21 protein-coding genes and 4 tRNA genes are annotated in these 22,015 nt (G+C 57.2%); 6 read left to right on the forward strand and 19 right to left on the reverse strand.

Going from position 1 to position 22,015, the window contains the following annotated elements:
• Positions 1 to 193 precede the first annotated feature (193 nt).
• The 13 genes from rplL to V6582_RS03205 all read right to left on the reverse strand — a co-directional run bounded on the left by rplL (position 194) and on the right by V6582_RS03205 (position 8,205).
• Complete coding sequence (rplL, locus tag V6582_RS03145) at positions 194 to 568, reverse strand: 50S ribosomal protein L7/L12 (RefSeq protein WP_070150352.1); 375 nt, start codon at positions 566 to 568, stop codon at positions 194 to 196.
• A 69-nt stretch (positions 569 to 637) separates the two neighbouring features.
• On the reverse strand, positions 638 to 1,156 hold the full coding sequence (gene rplJ / locus V6582_RS03150) for a 50S ribosomal protein L10 (RefSeq protein WP_015915729.1): 519 nt from the start codon (positions 1,154 to 1,156) through the stop codon (positions 638 to 640).
• Positions 1,157 to 1,500: 344 nt separating this feature from the next.
• On the reverse strand, positions 1,501 to 2,196 hold the full coding sequence (gene rplA, locus V6582_RS03155) for a 50S ribosomal protein L1 (protein WP_015915728.1): 696 nt from the start codon (positions 2,194 to 2,196) through the stop codon (positions 1,501 to 1,503).
• Between the two features lie 2 nt (positions 2,197 to 2,198).
• Positions 2,199 to 2,630: a 50S ribosomal protein L11 gene (gene rplK, locus V6582_RS03160; protein WP_070167176.1), complete on the reverse strand. Its 432-nt coding sequence runs from the start codon at positions 2,628 to 2,630 to the stop codon at positions 2,199 to 2,201.
• Positions 2,631 to 2,776: 146 nt separating this feature from the next.
• Positions 2,777 to 3,307, reverse strand: a complete 531-nt coding sequence (gene nusG / locus V6582_RS03165; protein ID WP_060715712.1) for a transcription termination/antitermination protein NusG — start codon at positions 3,305 to 3,307, stop codon at positions 2,777 to 2,779.
• A gap of 16 nt (positions 3,308 to 3,323) precedes the next feature.
• Entirely contained in the window at positions 3,324 to 3,524 is a 201-nt protein-coding gene (secE, locus tag V6582_RS03170) for a preprotein translocase subunit SecE (protein ID WP_015915725.1), read from the reverse strand.
• A gap of 182 nt (positions 3,525 to 3,706) precedes the next feature.
• Positions 3,707 to 3,782 (reverse strand) — tRNA-Trp (locus V6582_RS03175).
• Between the two features lie 121 nt (positions 3,783 to 3,903).
• Complete coding sequence (locus V6582_RS03180; RefSeq protein WP_156634715.1) at positions 3,904 to 4,557, reverse strand: hypothetical protein; 654 nt, start codon at positions 4,555 to 4,557, stop codon at positions 3,904 to 3,906.
• A 137-nt stretch (positions 4,558 to 4,694) separates the two neighbouring features.
• On the reverse strand, positions 4,695 to 5,552 hold the full coding sequence (locus tag V6582_RS03185; RefSeq protein WP_234889884.1) for a 3-deoxy-manno-octulosonate cytidylyltransferase: 858 nt from the start codon (positions 5,550 to 5,552) through the stop codon (positions 4,695 to 4,697).
• Positions 5,553 to 5,554: 2 nt separating this feature from the next.
• Positions 5,555 to 6,244, reverse strand: coding sequence for a glycosyltransferase (locus V6582_RS03190; RefSeq protein WP_337739406.1), 690 nt, complete (start codon positions 6,242 to 6,244; stop codon positions 5,555 to 5,557).
• Between the two features lie 378 nt (positions 6,245 to 6,622).
• Positions 6,623 to 7,798: an elongation factor Tu gene (tuf, locus tag V6582_RS03195; RefSeq protein WP_060715705.1), complete on the reverse strand. Its 1,176-nt coding sequence runs from the start codon at positions 7,796 to 7,798 to the stop codon at positions 6,623 to 6,625.
• 222 nt (positions 7,799 to 8,020) lie between these two features.
• Positions 8,021 to 8,094, reverse strand: a tRNA-Gly gene (locus tag V6582_RS03200).
• 26 nt (positions 8,095 to 8,120) lie between these two features.
• Positions 8,121 to 8,205: transfer RNA gene (locus V6582_RS03205), tRNA-Tyr, on the reverse strand.
• Positions 8,206 to 8,423: 218 nt separating this feature from the next.
• Between V6582_RS03205 and V6582_RS03210 the strand changes: the two genes are divergently transcribed.
• The 3 genes from V6582_RS03210 to V6582_RS03220 all read left to right on the forward strand — a co-directional run bounded on the left by V6582_RS03210 (position 8,424) and on the right by V6582_RS03220 (position 10,112).
• A complete protein-coding gene (locus tag V6582_RS03210; protein ID WP_156633455.1) occupies positions 8,424 to 9,305 on the forward strand; it encodes a TrmH family RNA methyltransferase in 882 nt (293 codons plus the stop codon).
• Between the two features lie 239 nt (positions 9,306 to 9,544).
• Positions 9,545 to 9,736: a hypothetical protein gene (locus V6582_RS03215; protein WP_060715716.1), complete on the forward strand. Its 192-nt coding sequence runs from the start codon at positions 9,545 to 9,547 to the stop codon at positions 9,734 to 9,736.
• Positions 9,737 to 9,962: 226 nt separating this feature from the next.
• Positions 9,963 to 10,112, forward strand: a complete 150-nt coding sequence (locus V6582_RS03220; RefSeq protein WP_197434450.1) for a hypothetical protein — start codon at positions 9,963 to 9,965, stop codon at positions 10,110 to 10,112.
• A 63-nt stretch (positions 10,113 to 10,175) separates the two neighbouring features.
• On the opposite strand, the gene V6582_RS03225 is transcribed toward V6582_RS03220, so the two are convergent.
• Positions 10,176 to 10,251: transfer RNA gene (locus V6582_RS03225), tRNA-Thr, on the reverse strand.
• 229 nt (positions 10,252 to 10,480) lie between these two features.
• Here V6582_RS03225 and V6582_RS03230 point away from each other — a divergent pair.
• A complete protein-coding gene (locus V6582_RS03230; RefSeq protein WP_156633454.1) occupies positions 10,481 to 11,254 on the forward strand; it encodes an NAD kinase in 774 nt (257 codons plus the stop codon).
• 42 nt (positions 11,255 to 11,296) lie between these two features.
• A complete protein-coding gene (locus tag V6582_RS03235; RefSeq protein WP_234889790.1) occupies positions 11,297 to 11,842 on the forward strand; it encodes a hypothetical protein in 546 nt (181 codons plus the stop codon).
• 6 nt (positions 11,843 to 11,848) lie between these two features.
• Here the strand turns inward: V6582_RS03235 and pyrF are convergent, their stop codons facing one another.
• The 5 genes from pyrF to V6582_RS03260 all read right to left on the reverse strand — a co-directional run bounded on the left by pyrF (position 11,849) and on the right by V6582_RS03260 (position 18,665).
• Positions 11,849 to 12,748, reverse strand: a complete 900-nt coding sequence (gene pyrF / locus V6582_RS03240) for an orotidine-5'-phosphate decarboxylase (RefSeq protein ID WP_156633453.1) — start codon at positions 12,746 to 12,748, stop codon at positions 11,849 to 11,851.
• A 131-nt stretch (positions 12,749 to 12,879) separates the two neighbouring features.
• A protein-coding gene (gene prfB, locus V6582_RS03245; RefSeq protein ID WP_156633452.1) for a peptide chain release factor 2 occupies positions 12,880 to 14,008 on the reverse strand; the annotation gives its coding sequence in 2 pieces (ribosomal slippage) (positions 12,880 to 13,938 and positions 13,940 to 14,008; 1,128 coding nt in all).
• Between the two features lie 104 nt (positions 14,009 to 14,112).
• Positions 14,113 to 16,569: a penicillin-binding protein 1A gene (locus V6582_RS03250; RefSeq protein WP_156633451.1), complete on the reverse strand. Its 2,457-nt coding sequence runs from the start codon at positions 16,567 to 16,569 to the stop codon at positions 14,113 to 14,115.
• 325 nt (positions 16,570 to 16,894) lie between these two features.
• Positions 16,895 to 18,175, reverse strand: coding sequence for an N-acetylmuramoyl-L-alanine amidase (locus tag V6582_RS03255; RefSeq protein WP_420360217.1), 1,281 nt, complete (start codon positions 18,173 to 18,175; stop codon positions 16,895 to 16,897).
• Positions 18,176 to 18,362: 187 nt separating this feature from the next.
• Positions 18,363 to 18,665 (reverse strand): hypothetical protein, encoded by a 303-nt coding sequence (locus tag V6582_RS03260; RefSeq protein ID WP_156633449.1) that lies wholly within the window; start codon positions 18,663 to 18,665, stop codon positions 18,363 to 18,365.
• Between the two features lie 250 nt (positions 18,666 to 18,915).
• On the opposite strand from V6582_RS03260, the gene V6582_RS03265 reads away from it, so the two are divergent.
• Positions 18,916 to 22,005 (forward strand): ribonuclease E/G, encoded by a 3,090-nt coding sequence (locus V6582_RS03265; protein WP_156633448.1) that lies wholly within the window; start codon positions 18,916 to 18,918, stop codon positions 22,003 to 22,005.
• The last annotated feature ends 10 nt before the right edge of the window (positions 22,006 to 22,015 follow it).

Genomic DNA, 22,015 nt, shown 5'->3' on the forward strand with positions numbered 1-22,015 from the left:
CTCCGTCAATCATGGATTATCAATCTCGTTCCAGTTCAGACGGAAAGGCCGGTTTGCCTTGAACGCCTGATCGGAACCATCCTCTTGAGAACCCATTACCCAAAAGCCGTTTTACCGGCTTTTGGGTAATAATTTCCGTCAGGAGAACGGCTCCGGAGAGAGTTTGCACCCTCGCCGGAGCCGAAAGTTTGAATTACTTGACGTCAACCTTGGCGCCAGCGTCTTCAAGCTTCTTCTTCAGGTCTGCAGCTTCAGCCTTGGAAACGGCTTCCTTGACAGCCTTAGGAGCGCCTTCAACGAGGTCCTTGGCTTCCTTCAGGCCGAGGCCTGTGATCGCGCGAACTTCCTTGATGACGTTGATCTTGTTTGCGCCGGCATCCGTCAGGATAACGTCGAATTCGGTCTTTTCTTCTTCAACAACTGCAGCAGCAGCGCCACCAGCAGCAGCAACAGCCACAGGAGCAGCTGCAGATACGCCCCACTTTTCTTCGAGCAGCTTGGAAAGCTCAGCAGCTTCCAGAACGGTCAAAGAGGAGAGGTCTTCTACGATCTTAGCGAGATCAGCCATTTTACTAGTCCTTTGTCAGTGTTCGGTTCGAAACGAACTGGTTTTGGGTATGAACAGCGAAAAACCGCCTTACGCGGCTTCGTCCTTCTTGGCATAAGCCGCAAACACGCGAGCAAGCTGAGCTGCCGGTGCCTGAACAACGCCTGCGATGCGAGTAGCCGGGGTCTGAATCATGCCGACCAGCTTTGCACGCAGCTCGTCCAGCGAAGGCAGGGTCGCAAGCGACTTGACTGCATCCACGGAGAGCGTGGTTGTTCCCATGGAACCACCGAGAACAACGAGCTTGTCGTTGGTCTTGGCAAAATCCATGACGACTTTCGGAGCCGTGATCGGGTCGACGCTGTAAGCAATCAGCGTCTGGCCCTTGAAGAGATCTGTCATCCCTTCCGACTCCGTGCCCTGAAGAGCGATCTTGGCCAGACGGTTCTTCGCGACTTTGACGGTGCCGCCAGCAGCACGCATTTTTGAACGGAAGTCGTTCATCTGCGCAACCGTGACACCAGCATAGTGGGCCACAACAACCGAACCAGAAGCCTTGAAGACTTCGTTCAGTTCTGTGACGAATTCGCGTTTTTCCGCTCTTTCCACTGTCTGTCTCCAGTAGACGGGACCGCAATCCTGCAGGCCCCATCGGGTTTGCCTTTGCCTCAAGGGATCTAAACTCGTCAGATCCCAAGCGACGCTTGAGGATCCTGTCCCCCCGCACTGTCACCCGAAGGCGTCAGGCACAAGGCACACAAGGCTCGAACCGACACTTCCGTAACGCCTTGGCGTCCGTGAAGAATTTCGGGTCTTACCCGTCTCATGCAGGCAGATATTAAGGCCGCAAGGCCGCCCACAATCTCGGACAGGAAATCCGGTGATAAAACCGGACATTCCCGGTCCCGAAGGACCGGGAATTCTTGGATACGGGGCAAAACGCCCCGAGAAATTTAAGCTGTGACCGACGAAGGGTCGATCTTGACGCCAGGACCCATGGTCGAGGAGATCGCTACGCGCTTGACGTAGTTACCCTTGGCGCCAGCTGGCTTTGCCTTGATGACGGCGTCAGCGAAAGCCTTGATGTTTTCTTCAAGAGCCTTGGCTTCAAACGAGGCCTTGCCGATACCGGCATGGATAATACCAGCCTTTTCGACGCGGAACTCAACGGCGCCACCCTTGGATGCCTTGACAGCGCCTGCGACGTCCATGGTCACAGTGCCAACCTTCGGGTTCGGCATCATGCCACGCGGGCCGAGAACCTTACCGAGGCGTCCGACCAGCGGCATCATGTCAGGCGTTGCGATGCAACGGTCGAAGTCGATCTTGCCGCCCTGGACGATTTCGACCAGGTCTTCAGCGCCAACGACTTCTGCGCCAGCTGCACGGGCTTCATCAGCCTTGGCGCCACGAGCGAAGACGGCAACGCGAACGTCGCGGCCGGTCCCGTTAGGCAGGTTGACAACGCCACGGACCATCTGATCGGCGTGACGTGGGTCAACGCCAAGGTTCATGGCGATTTCGATGGTTTCATCGAACTTGGCAACGGCACGTTCCTTGACCATCGAAATGGCGTCGGACAGAGCAACCAGCTTGGTAGGATCAACGCCTTCGCGGATCTTCTGAATACGCTTTGCAAGCTTTGCCATGATTAACCTACCACTTCCAGGCCCATGGAGCGGGCAGAACCCTCAACCATTGCCATAGCGCCGTCAACGTCGGCAGCATTCAGATCCTTCATCTTGGCTTCAGCGATCGTACGAACCTGAGCCTTGGTGATGGTACCAACCTTTGCGCCCTTGCCCGGAGTCTTCGAGCCGGACTGGATCTTCGCTTCCTTCTTCAGCCAGTAGGTAACCGGCGGCTGCTTCATGATGAAGGTGAAGGACTTGTCCTGGTAATAGGTGATGACGACCGGAATCGGCATGCCCTTTTCCATTTCCTGCGTGGCGGCATTAAACGCCTTGCAGAATTCCATGATATTTACGCCACGCTGACCAAGCGCAGGACCGATTGGCGGGGACGGGTTAGCCGATCCTGCCTTGACCTGAAGCTTGAGCTGGCCTGCAACTTTTTTAGCCATTTCTCTCTGCCTTTCTATCAGACCGGTTGCCCGGCCCACTCATGCCGGACATGCCGGCGGCTGCGGTTGCGTGGTGCGTATGAACGGTCCGGCTTAAGAGACCGCCGCACTCCCACGCGAAACGGGAGGTTACCCTCCCGCAGCAATCAGACCTTTTCGACCTGACTGTATTCAAGCTCGACCGGTGTAGCACGACCAAAGATCGACACTTCGACCTTAAGGCGCGACCGCTCTTCATCGACATCCTGAACAACACCGTTGAAGGATGCAAAAGGACCATCGGAAACGCGAACCTGCTCACCGATCTCGAAGGACAGCGACGACTTGGGACGCTCGACACCTTCCTGAACCTGACCAAGAATACGATCAGCTTCATAATCAGGAATCGGAACCGGCTTATTGTCGGAACCAAGGAAGCCCGTAACCTTCGGGGTATTCTTGATCAGGTGATACACCTCATCCGTCAAATTCGCCCGCACCAGCACATAGCCGGGGAAGAACTTGCGTTCACTGTCCACCTTGCGGCCGCGACGAACCTCGACGACTTTTTCAGTCGGAACGAGGATTTTCTCAAAGAGATGCTCAAGACCCTTTTGGCGAGCCTTCTCTTCAATCGATTCCGCGACTTTCTTTTCAAAATTAGAATATGCGTGGACGATATACCAACGTGCAGCCATGTTCGTTCCCGTCCTGTTAATTGCCGAGATTCAGGACAAGGCTCAAAACCCAGCCAATAACCTGATCCGCCGCAAAGAAAAACAGCGAGGCAAAAATCACCATGGCCAACACCATCAGCGTCGAGATCACAGTCTCGCGGCGCGACGGCCAGGTGACTTTGGACGTTTCGGAGCGAACCTGCTGCAAAAACGCAAATGGATTAGTCTTCGATGCCATCTAATGCCCACGCATTTACGGCACGTAAAGCTGAAAAGATCAGCCCCACGCACCGCGTGTCTGTTTGAGTGTTACATAAACGCCGATTCTCACTTTAACAAGGGCAAAACCGACATTTAAACAAATTCTACAACGCCAAAACCCACAAGCCGAAAAAATCAATTCCAACAGTGTGTGAAAAATGGCAGGGGCAGTAAGGCTCGAACTTACGACCTGCGGTTTTGGAGACCGCCGCTCTACCAACTGAGCTATACCCCTATCTGCAAGTCCGAGTGATGTGCCGATGGCCATCCCGTCCGTTGCTTGGCGCTCCGTTTAAGACGGTCGGTGACGATTGGCAAGAGGGTTTTTTGCACATTCAAAACAAAATACCGTTTTCCTACCAGTGACGGCTATAGCTCGCCCGGAAGGTCGTCGAAGGCGCATCGAGCAGATTGGTCATAGCGGCGGAAAGACCGACATCGCCGAAAACCTTTTTCTCAATACCGACAGATCCCGTGGTCGTCGCATCCAGTTGATCGATACCCGCTTCGCTATAGAGCGACGCCGACCAATCCGGCATGGACAAATCCAGCCGCTGGCTTGCCGACAGCCCCGCGCCATCACCACTGACCCGGCGCACCTGGATAATGCGCGTCGAGCCAAGCGTGAAGTCAGGCGTCAACGTCCAGTTCCACGCACGCTCCATCGACAGGCTGGAGGCACCCGTTGCGGGTGTGAAACTGGTGTTGAGATAGGTCGCAGGCCCATTCGTTTTGTCATTGCCTTCCAGCCGCACCCGTCCCCAGAGCCGCACCGGCAGCGTGGATTGATCCACCTGCCCGCTCTTGGTGGCGATGATGGAAGTATCGACACCTATTTTCGGTTCAAAAGCATTGCGCAACTGAACGCCGGTTTGAATGGCAACGCCGCTCGTGCCGTTGCGTGAGACGTTCCAGATCAGCGGGCGGCCAAAGTCGGCAGCGTGACCAACCCAGAAAAATGGTAGAATCAAGAAAGGCGCAATCGCAACCGCGCACATCAGACGAATCATAGATGCATCTTTATGTGTTCAGGGTGGGCTCGGCCCCAGGCAAAACGGGACGGCGTAGATAGTTATATCGCTATATTAACGAGCAGCTCTCTCGACCGCAAATCACATTTTTGCATTGCAGCATGACGAGACTTTGATCAGTTGTTCGCCTTCTTGGCGTTCAATCGCTGTTTTCTGGTTTTCGGCTTCAGCTTTTTGGAGAGCTGATAGAACCAGCGCAGGACCTTGGTCACGGAAATCAGCTTATCGATTTCCTTGTTCGACCCTTCAAGGCGGCTGGCCAGCACGTCGGCGGCAGACAACGCCACCGCCCCCTCGCTCAAATCAGGAAATCGCTGCAGCAGCGCAGCGTAAGCATTTTTCTCAGCAGCCCCTGGGGCGACCAGTTTTCCGGAATGGATGAACAATCGCAGCACGACTTGTTCGAATGTCCAGTCATGCAGATGAAAGACTTTCCATTTCTCACTGCGCCGAGCTGAAAATCCATCCAACAGGATGGTCTTTTCGGGCAGGTGCTCGCTCAGCCACAAGGCCAGGGCAAACCCGCTGGTCGGAATATGATCGTCGGGGTAAAAACTGGAAAAATGGCTGGAGAGATCCAGATGGCCGACCGGAGCCCCTTCGAATTTTGTGGCATCACTGAACAATTCGCCAGGATGGGCCCTGACATTCATCACGCCCAGAAATGCATCGCCCGGAAAATAGCCAAGCACGTTCTTGACTTCCTTGCGGTAAACGATGTTGGCGCCAACCGAGCCACTGCGCGCCACCAGTAGAGACGGGCGATCGAACGGCTCATCGAGGATCTTGTAGACCTTGTTAAAAAACACGAACAAGGCAGTTTGCGGCAGTTCGCGCCGCAGCCTGTCCACATTGGCCTCCTCGCTGTTGGCGACGAGGACAATGTGGGTGAAACGGCCGAGCAACGCCTGCCAGTCCGTAAAGGCCTGGATGCTAGCGGTCGTGGGGCGCGCGCTGCCGTTCTGGACTGTCATGATCAAAGGCTCTGCGTGACGTGCAGCATGCGTTCGCGAGCCGCAAACCACTCTTCAGCGTAATCGTCATTCTTGTACTGTTCGAAATAAGGGCCGCCATCGGTGAAATGGACGATCTTGGCTGCCGGATCATGGTCATATTCATTGACCAGATAATTCCACTGCAGCGGCAGGCCGCCGATCTGATCATCACTTTCAAGCCATTTGAATTGATGCAGTTGCAGACCGGTTGCGGTGTTGACGTAATCCTTGGTCAATGCCGTGCATTTGGCGTTGTTGAACAGCATCACGCTCGACCAGTTCTTCTTTTCGTATTTGGTCTGAGTCTGACCGAGAAACTTGGTTTCCACTTTCGGCTGGTAGTCATGTTTGACGCACATTACGGCGTAGCGGTCGTCGCGCAGCGCCCAGAGTTCGGCCAGATCGGCACGCGCCAGCATGTCGCAATCCATGAACATGCTCCAGCCCTGGTAATCGCTCAAATAAGGCACGAGAAACCGGGAGAAGGAAAACTCCGTCGATTGCAGCGGATTGCGCTCGCGCGTGAAAATCCCAGCCAGATTGTCGAGGACGATTGGTGTGAAGGCGACGGGAATGGACGAGTGTTCAAGAATGCTCTGGGCGAGCACATGATAGGCCACGACTTCCTTTGTATCGAAGCCAATGAAGATCTGAAGCTTGTTGTCCAACACCGCAACTCCTGAAATTGTACGTCTGTTTTCTATTAAAGGATAGGGGCCGGTGCGGACAAGAGAACCAAGCTCTTAACTGCATTAGCCACCAAGAATTTGCAGTACGGCTGGCCGCTTTGCAGATTTTCTCATGGTCTCCATCGCAATAGCGTCCAATTTGAGGAAGACCGCTCCCCAGAAACATAAACAGTTCAATCGTCACATCCTAAATGCAAAAACCCCGCTGTTGCCAGCGGGGTTCCATCTCATCCCCCTAAGGGAAGAAATTATTATTCGATGATCGAAGCGACGATGCCGGCGCCGCGTTCGAACCGCGCTGGCGCGCCGTTCGAACATCTTAGCCTGCGTCGGCAGCTTTCACCATCGACCCGTCGATCATTACTCGATGATCGAAGCGACGATGCCGGCGCCGACGGTACGGCCGCCTTCGCGGATCGCGAAGCGCAGCTTTTCTTCCATCGCGATCGGAACGATCAGTTCAACCTGAACCGTCACGTTGTCACCAGGCATAACCATTTCCGTGCCTTCAGGCAGAGAAACAATACCGGTCACATCCGTCGTGCGGAAGTAGAACTGCGGACGGTAGTTGGTGAAGAACGGTGTATGACGACCGCCTTCTTCCTTCGTCAGGATGTAGGCTTCTGCCATGAACTTCTTGTGCGGCTTGACCGAACCGGGCTTGCACAGGATCTGACCACGCTCAACGCCGTCACGGTTCACACCGCGAACCAGGGCGCCGATGTTGTCGCCAGCCTGGCCCTGATCGAGCAGCTTGCGGAACATTTCAACGCCGGTAACCGTCGTCTTCGAGGTCGCGCGGATGCCGACGATTTCGACTTCTTCGCCAACCTTGACGATACCACGCTCAACGCGGCCCGTCACAACCGTACCACGGCCAGAGATCGAGAACACGTCTTCGATTGGCATCAGGAACGGCTGGTCGATCGGACGCTCAGGCGTCGGGATGTAGGCATCAACAGCCGCCATCAGTTCGCGGATCGCGTCTTCGCCGATCTTCTTGTCCGAATCTTCAAGAGCGGCCAAAGCCGAACCCTTGACAACCGGAATGTCGTCGCCCGGGAAGTCGTAGGACGACAGAAGTTCGCGCACTTCCAGTTCGACCAGTTCCAGAAGCTCGGCGTCGTCAACCTGGTCAACCTTGTTCAGGAACACGACGATCGCGGGAACGCCAACCTGACGGGCCAGCAGGATGTGCTCGCGGGTCTGCGGCATCGGGCCATCGGCAGCCGAGCAAACCAGGATCGCGCCGTCCATCTGCGCTGCACCGGTGATCATGTTCTTGACGTAGTCGGCGTGGCCGGGGCAGTCAACGTGAGCGTAGTGACGAGCAGGTGTTTCATATTCAACGTGGGCCGTCGAAATGGTGATACCACGTGCCTTTTCTTCCGGAGCGGCGTCGATTTGGTCATACGCCTTGAACTCGCCGAAATACTTCGTGATTGCTGCCGTCAGCGATGTCTTGCCGTGGTCAACGTGGCCGATCGTGCCGATGTTAACGTGCGGCTTGTTGCGCTCAAACTTACTCTTTGCCATTTGAATGCTTCCTGTGAACGTAAAAGGTTGACGCGGCGAACCGGTTTAGTGCCGCCGTTTAAGGCTTTCGGTCCGATTGCGCAAGCCATAAATGCGCATGGCCCAAAGCGGGTGCTTTGCGAGGGTGTCCAGCAGCGCAATTCCTGCAAATGCGCGTGAAAACGGCACAGATCGCACATCGGAAAGCGGCTGAAAGATAAACTGAAAGAGACTATGAAAAGCTGGAGCGGGTAGCGGGAATCGAACCCGCGTATTCAGCTTGGAAGGCTGCTGCTCTACCATTGAGCTATACCCGCGGCGGTTTTAGATCCAGGTGTCGAAATGGTGGAGGGAGTTGGATTTGAACCAACGTAGGCTGAGCCAACGGATTTACAGTCCGTCCCCTTTAACCACTCGGGCATCCCTCCAGTATTTCGACCGGATCAAGCAACCAAGCTTACTATCCCGGTGCGTTGAACTTCGCTTTCAAGCTTGGCTCACCGCGTTCCGTGGCGGCTATATGACGGCCCGAAACGGAGATGTCAACACGCCTTAGAAGGAAAATTTTCATGTTTTTTCCTCGTTCGGGCCTCCCGGCAAACCGGGGGTCTCTATCCCCTGGCACACAAGCCCGCTATAAGGTGCCATGAGCAAAGATAACCCAAACGACACGTCCGACCGCGATAGCCACTATGCAACTTTGCGCCGTCAGGTGCGGGATGCAAAGCGTGAGCGCGGCGAGATTCCCACTCCGCAACCGCAAAAGCGGCGCAAGTCCAACGCCGATTGGACACCGCCGCCAATCGCCCCCGACCAGGTATTTTTATATGGCCTGCATACGGTGCGTGCTGCCCTCAACAATCCCGAACGCAAGCCGATCAAGCTGTCGCTGACCCAGAATGCGCTGGTACGGCTGGAAATCGGCCCGGTCGATGCCCTGCCCTTTCCTGTGGAAATCGTCACGCCGCAGGATCTCGACAAGCATCTGGGACCGGAAGCCATTCACCAGGGCGTCATGCTGGAAACCCGGCCGCTGCCGCCTCGCCGTCTTGAAGCGCTGAAGGAAAGCCCGCTTTTGCTGGTGCTGGACCAGGTGACCGATCCGCATAACGTTGGGGCGATCATGCGTACCGCCGTCGCGTTCGGCGCTGGCGCGGTGATCACCACCATGCGCCACAGCCCGACCGAATCAGGCGTACTCGCGAAATCTGCCTCCGGTGCGCTGGAATTCATTCCCTATATTCAGATCACCAATCTCGCTGATGCGCTGGGCGAATTGCACAAACTTGGTTTCGTTTCCATCGGGCTCGATTCGGAAGGGCCAAGCCCGCTGGAAGAGACATTCAGTGGCGACAAGCTGGCGTTGGTGCTGGGCTCCGAAGGCAAGGGCCTGCGCCAGAAAACCCGCGATACGGTCAATTCACTGGCCCGACTCGACATGCCCGGCGAGATCAAATCACTGAACGTGTCGAATGCGGCGGCTATCGCCTTGTATGCTTCACGCCAATTCCTGCTGCGCAAAAGCTGACATCAGAGCGTCGGTTCCGATGTCCCCGACCTCGGAACCGACGATCTCCCAAGCCTTCCAGGAATGCAACGCAGAGAATAGTGCCTCTGAGGCATCGCTTACCATTCCCGCCCGGTCCTACGCCAATACTGCTTGCTGATAGCGTCGCGGTAGGGTCCACATTCGGCGAGACGTAAAAATCTTCGGAACCAATGCCCAGCCCTATGGTTGTCCTTCTGAACAGAAGAAGGAGGATAACCATGCCAACCACAATTCCCGAGAGACCAGAAGGCGCACCGCGCGGCCCGCAGGGCACGCCCGGTATTCCCGATCGCAAGCAGGATGGCGCGGTAAAACCGCCAATTCAGGATCAGGGCGACACCAAAAATCCGAATGATCCGGTGCCGAGCCCGCCTTTGCTGCCAATCGGCGACCCTGCCGGAATGGCCTGACAATTGTCTTGGAATACTCTCCCCGGCGCATCGTGAAGCGGCGGGGATATTTTTTTGTATCGGTGGCGAGGCAATGCCATCCCGTTCATGGCAGTCGCCGACTTTGCATCCACCGATTCCTGGTCCGCTGATTTTCTGGCTTATCGTAACCATGCCGCAAGCTTTGCGTGAAATAAATGCCGCCGATCATGCATGGCTTTATCATAGCCCATGAGAGGAGGCACCCATGAGCGACAATGTCATAAAATTCAGAAAACCCGTACCGCCGAAACAACCGCGCCCGGGAGTGCGCAAACTGGTGGTCGTACTCTGTGTTGTCGCGGCTTTCGCGCTCGCCTGGGCATATTTCGCGTTTATCGCCCCCGGCGGGCTTTGAAGAAAGCCGATGATGCGCCGACCATGGGATCGGCGGGAAAAGCGATAAACCTTTGTGAAAAAATGGTGCCCCCGGCAGGATTCGAACCCGCGACCCCCTGATTACAAATCAGGTGCTCTACCAACTGAGCTACAAGGGCATTGGCGTCTGACTACCAGATTTTCGTTCGCTGTAAAGAGGCAATTGTCAAAAAGCTTTGGGCGACAGTGGCCAAAATTCATTTGTTCTGCATAGGTCTTGATTGACGGGAGAACGATGGCTTTGTCCAGACACAGCGGGATATCCGAAGCTTTCGGCAACAGGAAAACCCTTGGCACGGGCCGGACTTATCATGTACGAAGAAGGCCCTTTCCAACAGGTTTTTTCGCATGGCGCGTTCCTTCCGGTCGCTTTCTTTCGTCGCAACGAACACCCCGGAGGCGCTTGCATCCCGTGAAGAGCTGATTCGAACCTATGGCTACACACCACCCGAAGAGGCCGATGTGCTGGTTGTACTGGGCGGCGATGGCTTCATGCTGCAAAACCTGCATGACACGATGAATTCCGGGCGACTGATCTATGGCATGAACCGGGGCAGCGTCGGCTTTCTTATGAATGATTACCGGGTGGACGATCTGCCGGAGCGAATCGCAATCGCCACCGAGAATGATTTTCATCCTCTGAAAATGACTGCCCTCAGCGAAGACGGCACGCAAACCGTCGCGCTTGCCATCAACGAGGTGTCATTGCTGCGGCAATCCTATCAGGCGGCAAAACTGAGGGTATTGATCGACGGTCAGGAGCGCCTGGATGAGCTGATCTGTGATGGGTTGATGGTCGCGACCCCGGTCGGCTCCACCGCCTATAATCTTTCCGCCCATGGGCCGATTTTGCCGCTCGATGCGCCTCTTCTGGCGCTTACCCCCGTCTGCCCGTTTCGGCCCCGGCGCTGGCGTGGCGCCTTGCTTCCCGACCGGGTCACGGTGATGATCGAGATTCTCGAGGAACGAAAGCGCCCGGTGAATGCCGTCGCCGACAATATCGAGGTCAAGTCGGTTCTCACCGTCCAGATCGAACAGGCCAAGGACATTACGGCGCGGATATTGTCGGACCCCGATCATTCCTGGTCGGAACGAATCCTCGCCGAGCAATTTGCCAATTGAAACATTTTGTGCAGCAAAACGGGCGTAAGCCGGAGTGAACCTATGCAGATGAAGGGACGCCTGGATTTTTCAGCATCCGCCACCGCTTTTGCCGTGGCACTGATGGTCTGCACCCTCACCTTTTCGTTCACGAACCGCATTGCTTTGGCACAGGAAGCCGAAACGGTGCCGCCCGCCGTGACATTCCTGATCAGCGGCGGCTATTGGGAGGATCCCGGCACGGTAAACAGCACCGGCATCGTCAAAAGCCCCGCGGTCATCGACGCAAGCAAGGACGGGACGCGGCGCGGCTATTATCGGCTCTACGCCCTGCGCCAGCCGGATCGCACCGCCAAGGTTTTCCTCAGCCAGATGTCCGTGGCCGATCAAGGGTCACAGATTGTCGACACCGTTGAATTGCAGGAAATCACCGATCTGCATGCCTATGTCACCGATATTCGCAGCGAAGACCCCTCCGGGGTCAATCGCGGTTTCGGCCTTTCGGCGACCGTCTATCTAAAGCAAGACGCCCGCTCGAATGATCCGGAAAGCTGGACGGTGGTGGTCGATGAATTCGGCGAAATCCAGGTCGAGCGTGAAAGCCACTGAGCGCAATCAGACCGCTCTGCTCCTTGGCCGGCTGTAGTCATAGGCAATGGACTGCTTGAAGCCTTGCAGCCTGCCGAGGATCAACTCGGCATACGCGCCCAGGGAAAGGCTTCTGTCTTCAACCTTCGTCAGGCCGCGGGATACGGGCACCAGCAAGTCACCGGGCACGGTTCCACGCAGAGAGTGGATGGCCTGCGGATCAGCGCCTTGCGCACCCAATCCCGGTGCAAGAATAATCGAATGGGGCATAAATTGTCTGAGGCGGCGGCCTTCCGCAGGAACCGTCGCGCCGATGACCGCCCCAATGGCACTGAGATCACCGTCCTTAATCGTGTCAGGCATAAAACCGCCGATCAACCCCGCCAGCCGGTCCGAGATAAGCTGGTTGCCCGTCATCTTGTCCTGTAGCCAGCCTGCGCCCGGATTGGAGGTGCGGCAGAGGACGAACAGGCCTTTGCCATGCGCCTGCGCTGCCTCGACAAAGGGGGCAAGCGTATCGGGCCCCATCAGCGGATTGACGGTCAGGCAATCCGCCTCGAAGTCACCGCTTCCCCCTTCAGCGCTGGGAACCAGATAGGCTTTGGCATAGGCTGACGCCGTTGCGCCGATATCGCCGCGCTTTGCATCGAGGATAACGCCAATGCCCGACGCCCGCGCTCGTGCCATGTCCATAGACAGAGCCTTCAAGCCTTTGATGCCGCAAGCCTCGAAATAAGCCGATTGGAACTTGACGAAGCCGACATGCCCCTCGATCGTATCGAGAAGAAACTCCACATAGTCTTCGATCCAGCAGCCATCGCCATTCTCGAAGAGTGCGGGAACATCGCCAAGCGATGGGTCAATTCCAGCGACCAGATCGCTATAGTGCTCGACATTGGCTTTGACGATTTCAGTCCATGTCGGCATGAGGTGCTTCCCCTTTTGCTCAAGATCCGACAATCATTATACAAAAAAACCGCCTGAACAGAAGCTCAGACGGTTTGCATTTCACTGCATGCAAGAGGCGCGGTACAAAATCCGCCAAACCTGGCCCGACATCAGTCGATATCGGAAACCGAATCAGCACTACCGCTGATGCGATGGGCGAGAGCGGCCTCCATGAAGGGGCTGATATCGCCGTTCAGGACATCGTCAGGCGCCGTGCTTTCAACACCGGTGCGCAGATCCTTGACCAGCTGATAGGGCTGCAACACATAGGAACGAATCTGATGGCCCCAGCCGATATCCGTTTTGGAGGCAGCCTCGGCATTCGCGGCTTCCTCGCGCTTCTTCAGCTCGACTTCGTAGAGACGGGCGCGCAACATGTCCCAGGCCTTGGCCTTGTTCTTATGCTGCGACCGTTCCTGCTGGCACGAGACCGCGATCCCGCTTGGGATATGGGTGATACGCACTGCCGAGTCGGTGGTGTTGACGTGCTGGCCGCCCGCACCGGAGGAGCGATAGGTATCGATGCGGCAATCGCTTTCGTTGATGTCGATCTGGATCGAATCATCCACCACCGGGTAGACCCAGATGGAGGAAAACGAGGTATGGCGTCGCGCATTGCTGTCGTAGGGGGAAATGCGCACCAGGCGATGCACGCCCGATTCGGTCTTCATCCAGCCATAGGCATTATGCCCCTTGACCAGGATGGTTGCCGACTTGATGCCGGCTTCTTCGCCGTCATGCACTTCCAGCAATTCCACCTTGAAACCATTGCGCTCAGCCCAGCGGGTATACATGCGCAACAGCATGTTGGCCCAGTCCTGGCTTTCCGTGCCGCCAGCACCCGAATGCACTTCGACATAGGTGTCGTTGCCATCGGCTTCACCCGAAAGCATCGCTTCGACCTGCAATTTACCGGATTCGGCCTTGAGGGCTTTCAGGCCTTCCTCGGCCTCCTTGACGATGCTTTCGTCGCCCTCTTCCTCACCCATCTCGATCAGCTCGATATTATCCTTCATCTGCTGTTCAAGACGGCGTACGCCGGCAATGCTGTCTTCCAACTGCTGGCGTTCGCGCATCAGCTTCTGGGCCTCAGCCGCGTCGTTCCAGAGGTTGGGGTCCTCTGCCTTGTTATTCAACCAGTCCAGTCGTCTTACCGCCTGATCCCAGTCAAAGATGCCTCCTCAGCAGGCTTATGGCCTGCTTGATTTCGTCGACGACATTTTCGATTTCGTTACGCATGGGTCCTTTTCTCGGAATCTGGTTTTTCGATATCGTGCCCGGTCCATAATTGCCGATGCCCCGGAAGTAAAGTCCGGGGCATCACTACAAGCTTGATCGTTCTGTTAAAACAGGCCGGGCGTTCCGGACTGAACAGCCTGATTGACCTGCGGCGAGCTTTTCATGATCTCATCCGGCTGCATATTGCTGTCCATGCCGATGACCGAGAGGCTGTCGGCCGGGCCGGTGCCGGGCTTGAACGCCTCGACAATCGTATCCGGATCGCCCTCAACCGCCGCCATGCCAGTCTTGCGGTTGACGGCAATCATCTGCATGCCATCAGGCACTTTGAACTTGCTGGGCGGTGTGCCCTTCACTGCGGTCTGCATGAATTCATTGAACACCGGTGCCGACATCGAACCACCCGTAGCACCCCGGCCCATCGGGGTGGGATTGTCGTAACCGATATAAACACCGGCGACGATATTCGGGGTGAAGCCGACGAACCAGGTATCCTTGGCGTCATTAGTGGTCCCGGTCTTGCCTGCCACGTCGCGGTCCAGCTTGATCTTGCCATAGGCGGTGCCGCGCTGAATGACGCCCTGCATCATCGAGGTGATCTGATAGGAAGTCATCGGATCAAGCACCTGCAACCGGTTATCGGCCAGAACCGGCTCATCCTGATTGTGCCATTCGTCGGCATTGCAGCCTTCGCAGATCCGCTCTTCATGCTTGAAGATCGTCTTGCCGTAGCGGTCCTGGATCCGGTCGATCAGGGTCGGCTTGATCTGCTTGCCACCATTGGCAATCACCGCATAGGCGGAGACCATGCGCATGACAGTGGTTTCCCCTGCCCCGAGCGACATGGACAGCACGGGCTGCATGTGATCGTAAATGCCAAAGCGTTCGGCATATTCGGCCACCAGATTCATGCCCATGTCATTGGCCAGGCGCACCGTCATCAGATTGCGCGAATGCTCGATGGCAAAGCGCAGCGTTGCCGGACCGATGGAGCCACCGCCATCGTTCTGCGGCCGCCAGACCTCGCCACCGGACACGAATTCCACCGGTGCATCGAGCACGACGGAGGCTGGCGTATAGCCGCTATCGAGCGCCGCCGCATAAACGAACGGCTTGAAGGACGAACCCGGCTGACGCATGGCCTGTGTCGCGCGGTTGAATTCCGACTGGGCGTAGGAGAAGCCGCCAACCAGCGCCAGAACGCGGCCCGTATGCGGGTCCATGGCAACGAAACCACCCTGTACTTTCGGCGGCTGCCGCAAGCGATAATTGGTGGAGGTATCGGCGCCGATCTTTTCAGCATAGACAACGTCACCGGGCTGCAAGACACCGTCAGGCGATTTGGCCGTCTTGCGGTCGCCACGTCCCGACCGATAGGCCCAGTCCATGGCATCGGCCTTGATCGTGCCGGTCAACCGCTCCTGCACGACTTTGCCAGCGCCGTCACGATCCGGTTTCAAGCCGATCTGAACCTCGGTCTTGGAAGTAGAGAGCACGACCGCGACTTCCCATTCCGGCACGTCCGCAAGGCTTGCCACATCGGCCAGCGGCACACCCCAGTCGGAACCCATTTCAATATGGGTGATCGGGCCGCGATAGCCGCGCCGCTCGTCATAGCTCAGCAAACCATCCTGCAACGCCTTACGGGCAGCCACCTGAAGCTCTGGATCGAGCGAGGTGCGCACGGAAAGCCCGCCTTCATACAGGGACTTGGTGCCGTATTTATCGATAATCTGACGGCGCACTTCTTCGGAAAAATAATCCGAGGCAAACACATTGCCGCCACCGCGCCTCAGGTTGACGCCCAGGTCTTCCTTCTTGGCGGTGTCGCCATCGGCCTGGCTGACGAACCCGTTTTCCACCAACCGGTCGATAACCCAATTGCGGCGCTCGATAGCAGCCTGGGTATGGCGGTAGGGGTGGTAATTGGCCGGCCCCTTGGGCAGCGAGGCGAGATAAGCGGTTTCGGCAATAGTCAGCTCGGTGACCGGCTTGTCGAAATAGGTCAGTGCAGCCGCAGCGATACCATAGGAATTCAGACCGAAGAAAATCTCGTTCAGATAAAGCTCGAGGATCTTGTCCTTGGAATAGGCTTGCTCGATGCGGAAGGAGAGAATGGCCTCCTTGATCTTGCGGTCCATGGTCTGGTCGGAGGACAGAAGAAAGTTCTTGGCAACCTGCTGGGTGATGGTCGAAGCGCCGACGGGACGGCGACCGGAGCCAAAATTCTGCAAGTTCACCAGAATGGCGCGGCCAAGACCCCAGATATCGACACCGGGGTGGGTGTAGAAATTCTTGTCTTCCGCCGACAGGAAAGCCGCCTTCACACGATCCGGAATGGCCTGGATCGGCATGAACAGCCGCCGTTCATGGGCATATTCGGCAATCAGCGCGCCGTTACCGGCATGGACGCGGGTCATCACGGGCGGCGCATACCGGCTCAATACCTCATAATCAGGCAGATCCTTGGTAATGGTCGTCAGATAGATGGCAGCAGCGGCCGCCGCGGCAAGCGCGGCAACGGAAGCCAATCCGAAGAGATATCCAATCAGTCTTATCATCGTGAAGCTACCGGCAATCGCTTTCGGTTCGCATACGCCTGTATGTCAAGCATCGCTTATATCGTGGCGTTTTGCATACGACGCCACCAATTACAAGTCGGGAGGCGCATTGAACACCACCACCCAGGTGTTTCCTGGTGTTGTTGTGACAATGTGCGTAAAATAGGGCCTTGCCCCTGTTACACACAGCCATTGCGATCAACTTTCATGTTTCCGCATTATTCTTCGATAGATCGGCACGCGCAGAGGCATTCACAGTAAATACCGAGGCTTTGCCTTTAGAGCATTTCCAGGCAAAATGTATCGCGGTTTGGCGTCCCGAGCGTCAACCACCTTTGGCAACAAGCGGCTGGCGATATTTCTTCACTGCCTCGGCGATAAGTTTCACCACTTTGCCGCGCCATGCAGGATCGAGCAAGAGCTTCTCGTCATCCTTGTTGGACAGAAACCCCAATTCGAGCAGCACCGATGGCACATCCTGGGCCTGCAACACCCGGAAGCCGGCAAAGCGATGCGGATTGTTGATGAGGTTGATCTGTCCGTCGAACGACGTCACCACCGATTTGGCCATGGCGATGGAAAAGGCCTGGGTCTCGCGCCGGGTAAGATCGGCGAGGATGTCGGAGACCTCCTGCGGTTCGGCGCTCGCATCGACACCGCCAACCTCGTCCGACTGGTTTTCACGCGCCGCTGCCGCTTCGGCAAGATGGTCGGATGCCTTGTCGGAAATGGTATAAACGGTCGCGCCGCGAATATTGGCCTGGCCCAGCATATCGGCATGCAGCGAAATAAACAGGTTTGCGCCCTTCTGCCGTGCCAGCGTCACGCGCTGCGACAGAGACAGGAAAGTATCGCCATCGCGGGTCAGGAAGGCCTTGACGCCCTTTTGCCGGTTAAGCTCGGCAGCCAGCGCCCGGGCAAAACCCAGCGTCACGGTTTTTTCCGGCGTATTGGTGGTCTTGCCCGTGGCCCCGGTATCGATACCGCCATGACCGGCATCGACGGCAATCAGAAACTCGCCATCCGTCGCCGGCGCCGCCTGTTCTATGCGCGGACTCTTGCCAGTGCTGTAGGCATCGGCATCCCAGGCCTGGGAGGCGACCAGTTTGGAAAATGTGTCATTATCGGTCATCTCCGCATCGAGAATCAGCCGAAATCCCTGCCCCGCCTCGCTCCTGGGCTCCTCACCGTCCTTGCGCCCTTCGTCATTCTTGCGAATATCGGTCAGGACGAGTTTGGCAGGTCTCGCCGTGGTCAGCACGATGCGCGAATGGGTGGCGTCGATGGAGCCGAAACGGATATCCCGAAACAGGCCACGGGCCACCAGCGCCTCGGCTGGAAAGGCAAAGACCGTGGCTGGCAGATCAACGACGATGCGATCAGGATTGCCGATATAGCGCACGGTTGCTTCCGGCTTCTGGTCGAAATCCATGACGATACGGGTGCGGGCATCGTCACCGGCGATGCGGGCCGCAAAAGCCGCAAGACGCTCGGCAGAAAAGGCCGTTGCAGGCGCCAAGCCCGTGATAATACAGGCCAATAGCCATAGGATCACCACGGCAGGCCGCTTGCCTTGCCTCATGCTTTCCCTCGTTGAACGCACCATCCGTCCATGCCGCAACACCATCCCGCTCACGCTTTGAAAGTCCCGATCATTCACACCCATCCTTCAACCCTGCCCAAACGACCCTACCCGAGCCGACCGGACCGACTGGCAACCGGGCGACTGGAAATTGCAACCAGAGGAAGGCGTGTGGCGCGACCCTGGTTATAAACCAGAGCGCGCATGCCGGCTATTCATCATTCCTCATCGGCGCGCGCAAGTGCAATAATTCTAATCTATCGGTCTTATCAATATTATGGCCGGGCAGGCTTTGCCGCTTGCCAATGTGACACAGACGACATACAACAGAAATAAGGGTTAAAATTGTCGACGGGATAGAGTCATCCGACGGCTGCCAACCAAAACGGACCTGGCGCCATTTGTCTGATTTTTCATCCGCCGCCAAGGCATTTTTGTCCCGAAACTGAATCGTCCAGCCGGAATCTCCGGCAAAATAACAGGGCGGGAAACCGCCAAACGCTCTTTTGAGCATTCATTGGGCCTTATCAAGAGGCCTTTGTCATTGTCGCTTTTGTTTTGGTATTTGATGTCGTTGCAGCAGCCTTTGTCCAATGTTGTCCGCCTTGGGGCCTTTGATGCCCTGAACGCTGACGGACTGCTGCCAGGAAAAATACCGCAGACGAGAGCACCGATATCCGGCGCATCGCTCACGAGATCAGCCCCGCTTGGCACCAGGCCTGCGGCATTGCTCGCCACCGGTCGCGCCGAGGAGCAGAGCTTACATGGCAGACAAAATGCTAATCGATGCGTCTCACGAAGAAGAGACGCGCGTCGTTGTCGTTCGCGGTAACAGGATCGAAGAATTCGATTTTGAATCCCAGCATAAGAAACAGATCCGCGGCAACATCTATCTGGCCAAAGTCACCCGGGTCGAGCCTTCCTTGCAGGCCGCCTTCGTCGATTACGGCGGCAATCGCCACGGCTTCCTGGCTTTTGCAGAAATCCATCCCGATTATTACCAGATCCCGCTTGCCGACCGTCAGGCCCTGCTGAAGGCCGAAGCCGAAGAGCATGGCCGTCACGACGACGGCGATTTCGAGCCGGTGCGCAGCAGAGATCCCGGCGAACGCGACCAGCCGGTGATTGCCGATCCGGCCGAATTCGCCAATGAAGCCGAAGAAGTGGCCGGTCTCGCCGTCAACCAGGCCGATGACGATCACGCCCAAACCGCTGCCGAGCAACCGGCAGATGCGCCGCAAGCCGAGGCATCCCAGATCGAAGTGTCAAAGGCTGACGCAGTACCGGCCGAGCCGCAGGCGGACGAGGCAGCCCCTGAGGCCGCAGCCAAGCCTAAGGCCCGCCGTCCGCGCAAGCCCCGCAAGAAGGCAGGCGAGGTTGAAGCCAGCGCCGATGAAGCGTCCGCAGAACCCGTCCCAATCGAAAGCGACGAGACACCGGACGACGGATCGAGCAATGGCAGCATGGCCGCCATGGTCGACACGGACTCCATCTCGGAAGAAACCGATAGCCGCCATCGTCATGACGATGATGATGACGGCGAGAAGGAAGAGATCGAATCCGTTGGCGCCGAAGACGCCATGGAAGAGGTTCCCGACCGGGTGCGCCGCACGCCGCGCAAGCAATATCGCATCCAGGAAGTCATCAAGCGCCGCCAGATCCTGCTGGTGCAGGTCGCCAAGGAAGAACGTGGCAACAAGGGTGCTGCGCTGACCACCTACCTGTCTCTGGCAGGCCGCTATTCTGTTTTGATGCCGAATACCGCGCGCGGCGGCGGCATTTCCCGCAAGATCACCAACCCTGCCGACCGCAAGCGGTTGAAGGAAGTGGCCCGCGATCTGGAAGTGCCGCTGGGCATGGGCGTTATCCTGCGCACCGCAGGCGCCAATCGCACCAAGGTCGAGGTCAAGCGCGATTTCGAATATCTGATGCGCCTTTGGGAAAACGTTCGCACCCTGACGCTGAATTCCACCGCACCTTGCCTCGTCTATGAGGAAGGCTCACTGATCAAGCGCTCGATCCGCGACCTGTACAACAAGGACATCAGCGAGATCGTGGTGTCCGGCGAAGAAGGCTATCGTGAAGCGAAAGACTTCATGAAAATGCTGATGCCGAGCCATGCCAAGGTGGTTCAGCCCTACCGCGACATTCACCCGATCTTCTCGCGCTCCGGCATCGAGGCGCAACTGGACCGGATGTTGCAGCCGCAGGTGACGCTGAAGTCCGGTGGTTATATCATCATCAACCAGACCGAAGCGCTGGTTTCCATCGACGTGAACTCGGGTCGTTCGACGCGGGAATATTCGATCGAAGACACGGCCCTGCAAACCAATCTGGAAGCAGCAGAAGAAGTGGCCCGCCAGTTGCGCCTGCGCGACCTTGCCGGTCTGATCGTCATCGACTTCATCGACATGGAAGAGAAGCGCAACAATCGCTCCGTCGAGAAGAAGCTGAAGGATTGCCTGAAAAACGACCGCGCCCGTATTCAGGTCGGACGTATTTCGCATTTCGGCCTGCTGGAAATGTCGCGTCAGCGCATTCGCGCCAGCGTGCTGGAATCGACCACCCAAGTCTGCCAGCATTGCTCCGGCACGGGCCTGATCCGCTCGCAATCCTCCGTTGCCCTGCATGTATTGCGTGGCGTCGAGGAATATCTGCTGAAAAGCACCACGCACGACATTACCGTGCGCACCCTTCCGGAAACGGCACTGTACCTGCTCAACCACAAACGCGGCTCGATTGTCGATTATGAAAACCGCTTCGGCGTGTCGATCATCATCGACTCGGATGCCAGCGTCGGCCACCAGCATTTCGCCATCGACAAGGGTGAGCCGGTTGCCAATCCGGTCCGCATCGAAACCTTGCTGCCGCTGATCAGCGAGCCGGAAGAAGACGATCCGATCATCGAGATCGAGGAAGAGGATGACGAGGACGTCGTAGAGGCTCCTGTTCAGGCGCAGACCGCATCAAGTGGCAATGCCGCAGCAAGCGCCGCCGAAGACGGTAATCGCAAGCGCAAGCGCCGCCGCCGCCGCCGTGGCAAGAATGGCAATGGCCATGCCGATGGACAACAGAACGCTGCCGGCGGAGACGAAGGCGACGATGACAGCGAAGGCGAGGACGACGCCGAAGATACGGCAGAAGACCGCGATGATAGCGTCGAGGCCTCTGAAGCTTCTGAAGACGGCAATAGCGAAAGCCAGCGCCGCAAGCGCCGCCGTCGCGGCAAACGCGGTGGACGTCGCGGTCGCGATGAAAATGGCGTGAGCGCCGATGCCGAAGGCAATGACACTGCCGAAGATGACGATTCTGCTGAGGAGTCGGCGCAAGCCGATACCGATCAGGCTGTCGCCGTCGCTGTGGCTCCGTCCGAAGCCGTCGCAGACAGTGTTGAGGTAGATGCCGAGGCCAATGTCCCAGCGACAGAGACCGTGAAAGCCGATGAGCCAGTGGCTGCCAAGCCACGCCGGGCTCGCAAGCCGAAAGCGTCAGCCAAAACCGAAGCCGCCGAAAGCGTCGAAACGGTAGTGGAACCTGCTGCTGTGCCTGAGGCTGTGGTTGTCGAAGCACCGGCTGCTGCCGAGCCTGTCGCCGCCTCCCCCGTCTCGGAAGAGACGTCAGTACAGGCACCTGCTCAGGACGTCTCTGCTCCAGAGCCTGCGGTCGAAGCGCCTGCTTCTGAAGTGGCAAGTGAGCCAGAGGCCGTAAGTGATGCCAGTGCCGAAAAGCCGGTGCGCGCCAATCGGTCGTCCAATGTCAGCACATCCGAACCGGTCGTTACCTCGGTGACCAACGGCGACGAAGCTCCGAAACCCAAGAAGGGCGGATGGTGGCAGAAGCGCGGCTTCCTCTAGGAGGGACTTG

It is taken from the genome of Agrobacterium vitis, assembly GCF_037039395.1.
GTDB classification, from domain to species: Bacteria; Pseudomonadota; Alphaproteobacteria; order Rhizobiales; family Rhizobiaceae; genus Allorhizobium; species Allorhizobium vitis_E.

What these genes read in the sequence shown, in the direction of transcription:
- V6582_RS03215 (WP_060715716.1), top strand. Translation starts at nt 9,545, where the DNA reads ATGCCAACCACAATTCCCGAGAGACCAGAAGGCGCACCGCGCGGCCCG.
- V6582_RS03260 (WP_156633449.1), bottom strand. Translation starts at nt 18,665, where the DNA reads ATGCTCAAAAGAGCGTTTGGCGGTTTCCCGCCCTGTTATTTTGCCGGA.
- V6582_RS03250 (WP_156633451.1), bottom strand. Translation starts at nt 16,569, where the DNA reads ATGATAAGACTGATTGGATATCTCTTCGGATTGGCTTCCGTTGCCGCG.
- nusG (WP_060715712.1), bottom strand. Translation starts at nt 3,307, where the DNA reads ATGGCTGCACGTTGGTATATCGTCCACGCATATTCTAATTTTGAAAAG.
- rplK (WP_070167176.1), bottom strand. Translation starts at nt 2,630, where the DNA reads ATGGCTAAAAAAGTTGCAGGCCAGCTCAAGCTTCAGGTCAAGGCAGGA.
- V6582_RS03185 (WP_234889884.1), bottom strand. Translation starts at nt 5,552, where the DNA reads ATGACAGTCCAGAACGGCAGCGCGCGCCCCACGACCGCTAGCATCCAG.
- tuf (WP_060715705.1), bottom strand. Translation starts at nt 7,798, where the DNA reads ATGGCAAAGAGTAAGTTTGAGCGCAACAAGCCGCACGTTAACATCGGC.
- V6582_RS03220 (WP_197434450.1), top strand. Translation starts at nt 9,963, where the DNA reads ATGAGCGACAATGTCATAAAATTCAGAAAACCCGTACCGCCGAAACAA.
- V6582_RS03230 (WP_156633454.1), top strand. Translation starts at nt 10,481, where the DNA reads ATGGCGCGTTCCTTCCGGTCGCTTTCTTTCGTCGCAACGAACACCCCG.
- V6582_RS03180 (WP_156634715.1), bottom strand. Translation starts at nt 4,557, where the DNA reads ATGATTCGTCTGATGTGCGCGGTTGCGATTGCGCCTTTCTTGATTCTA.
- V6582_RS03235 (WP_234889790.1), top strand. Translation starts at nt 11,297, where the DNA reads ATGCAGATGAAGGGACGCCTGGATTTTTCAGCATCCGCCACCGCTTTT.
- V6582_RS03265 (WP_156633448.1), top strand. Translation starts at nt 18,916, where the DNA reads ATGGCAGACAAAATGCTAATCGATGCGTCTCACGAAGAAGAGACGCGC.
- rplA (WP_015915728.1), bottom strand. Translation starts at nt 2,196, where the DNA reads ATGGCAAAGCTTGCAAAGCGTATTCAGAAGATCCGCGAAGGCGTTGAT.
- rplL (WP_070150352.1), bottom strand. Translation starts at nt 568, where the DNA reads ATGGCTGATCTCGCTAAGATCGTAGAAGACCTCTCCTCTTTGACCGTT.
- secE (WP_015915725.1), bottom strand. Translation starts at nt 3,524, where the DNA reads ATGGCATCGAAGACTAATCCATTTGCGTTTTTGCAGCAGGTTCGCTCC.
- V6582_RS03210 (WP_156633455.1), top strand. Translation starts at nt 8,424, where the DNA reads ATGAGCAAAGATAACCCAAACGACACGTCCGACCGCGATAGCCACTAT.
- V6582_RS03255 (WP_420360217.1), bottom strand. Translation starts at nt 18,175, where the DNA reads ATGGTGCGTTCAACGAGGGAAAGCATGAGGCAAGGCAAGCGGCCTGCC.
- pyrF (WP_156633453.1), bottom strand. Translation starts at nt 12,748, where the DNA reads ATGCCGACATGGACTGAAATCGTCAAAGCCAATGTCGAGCACTATAGC.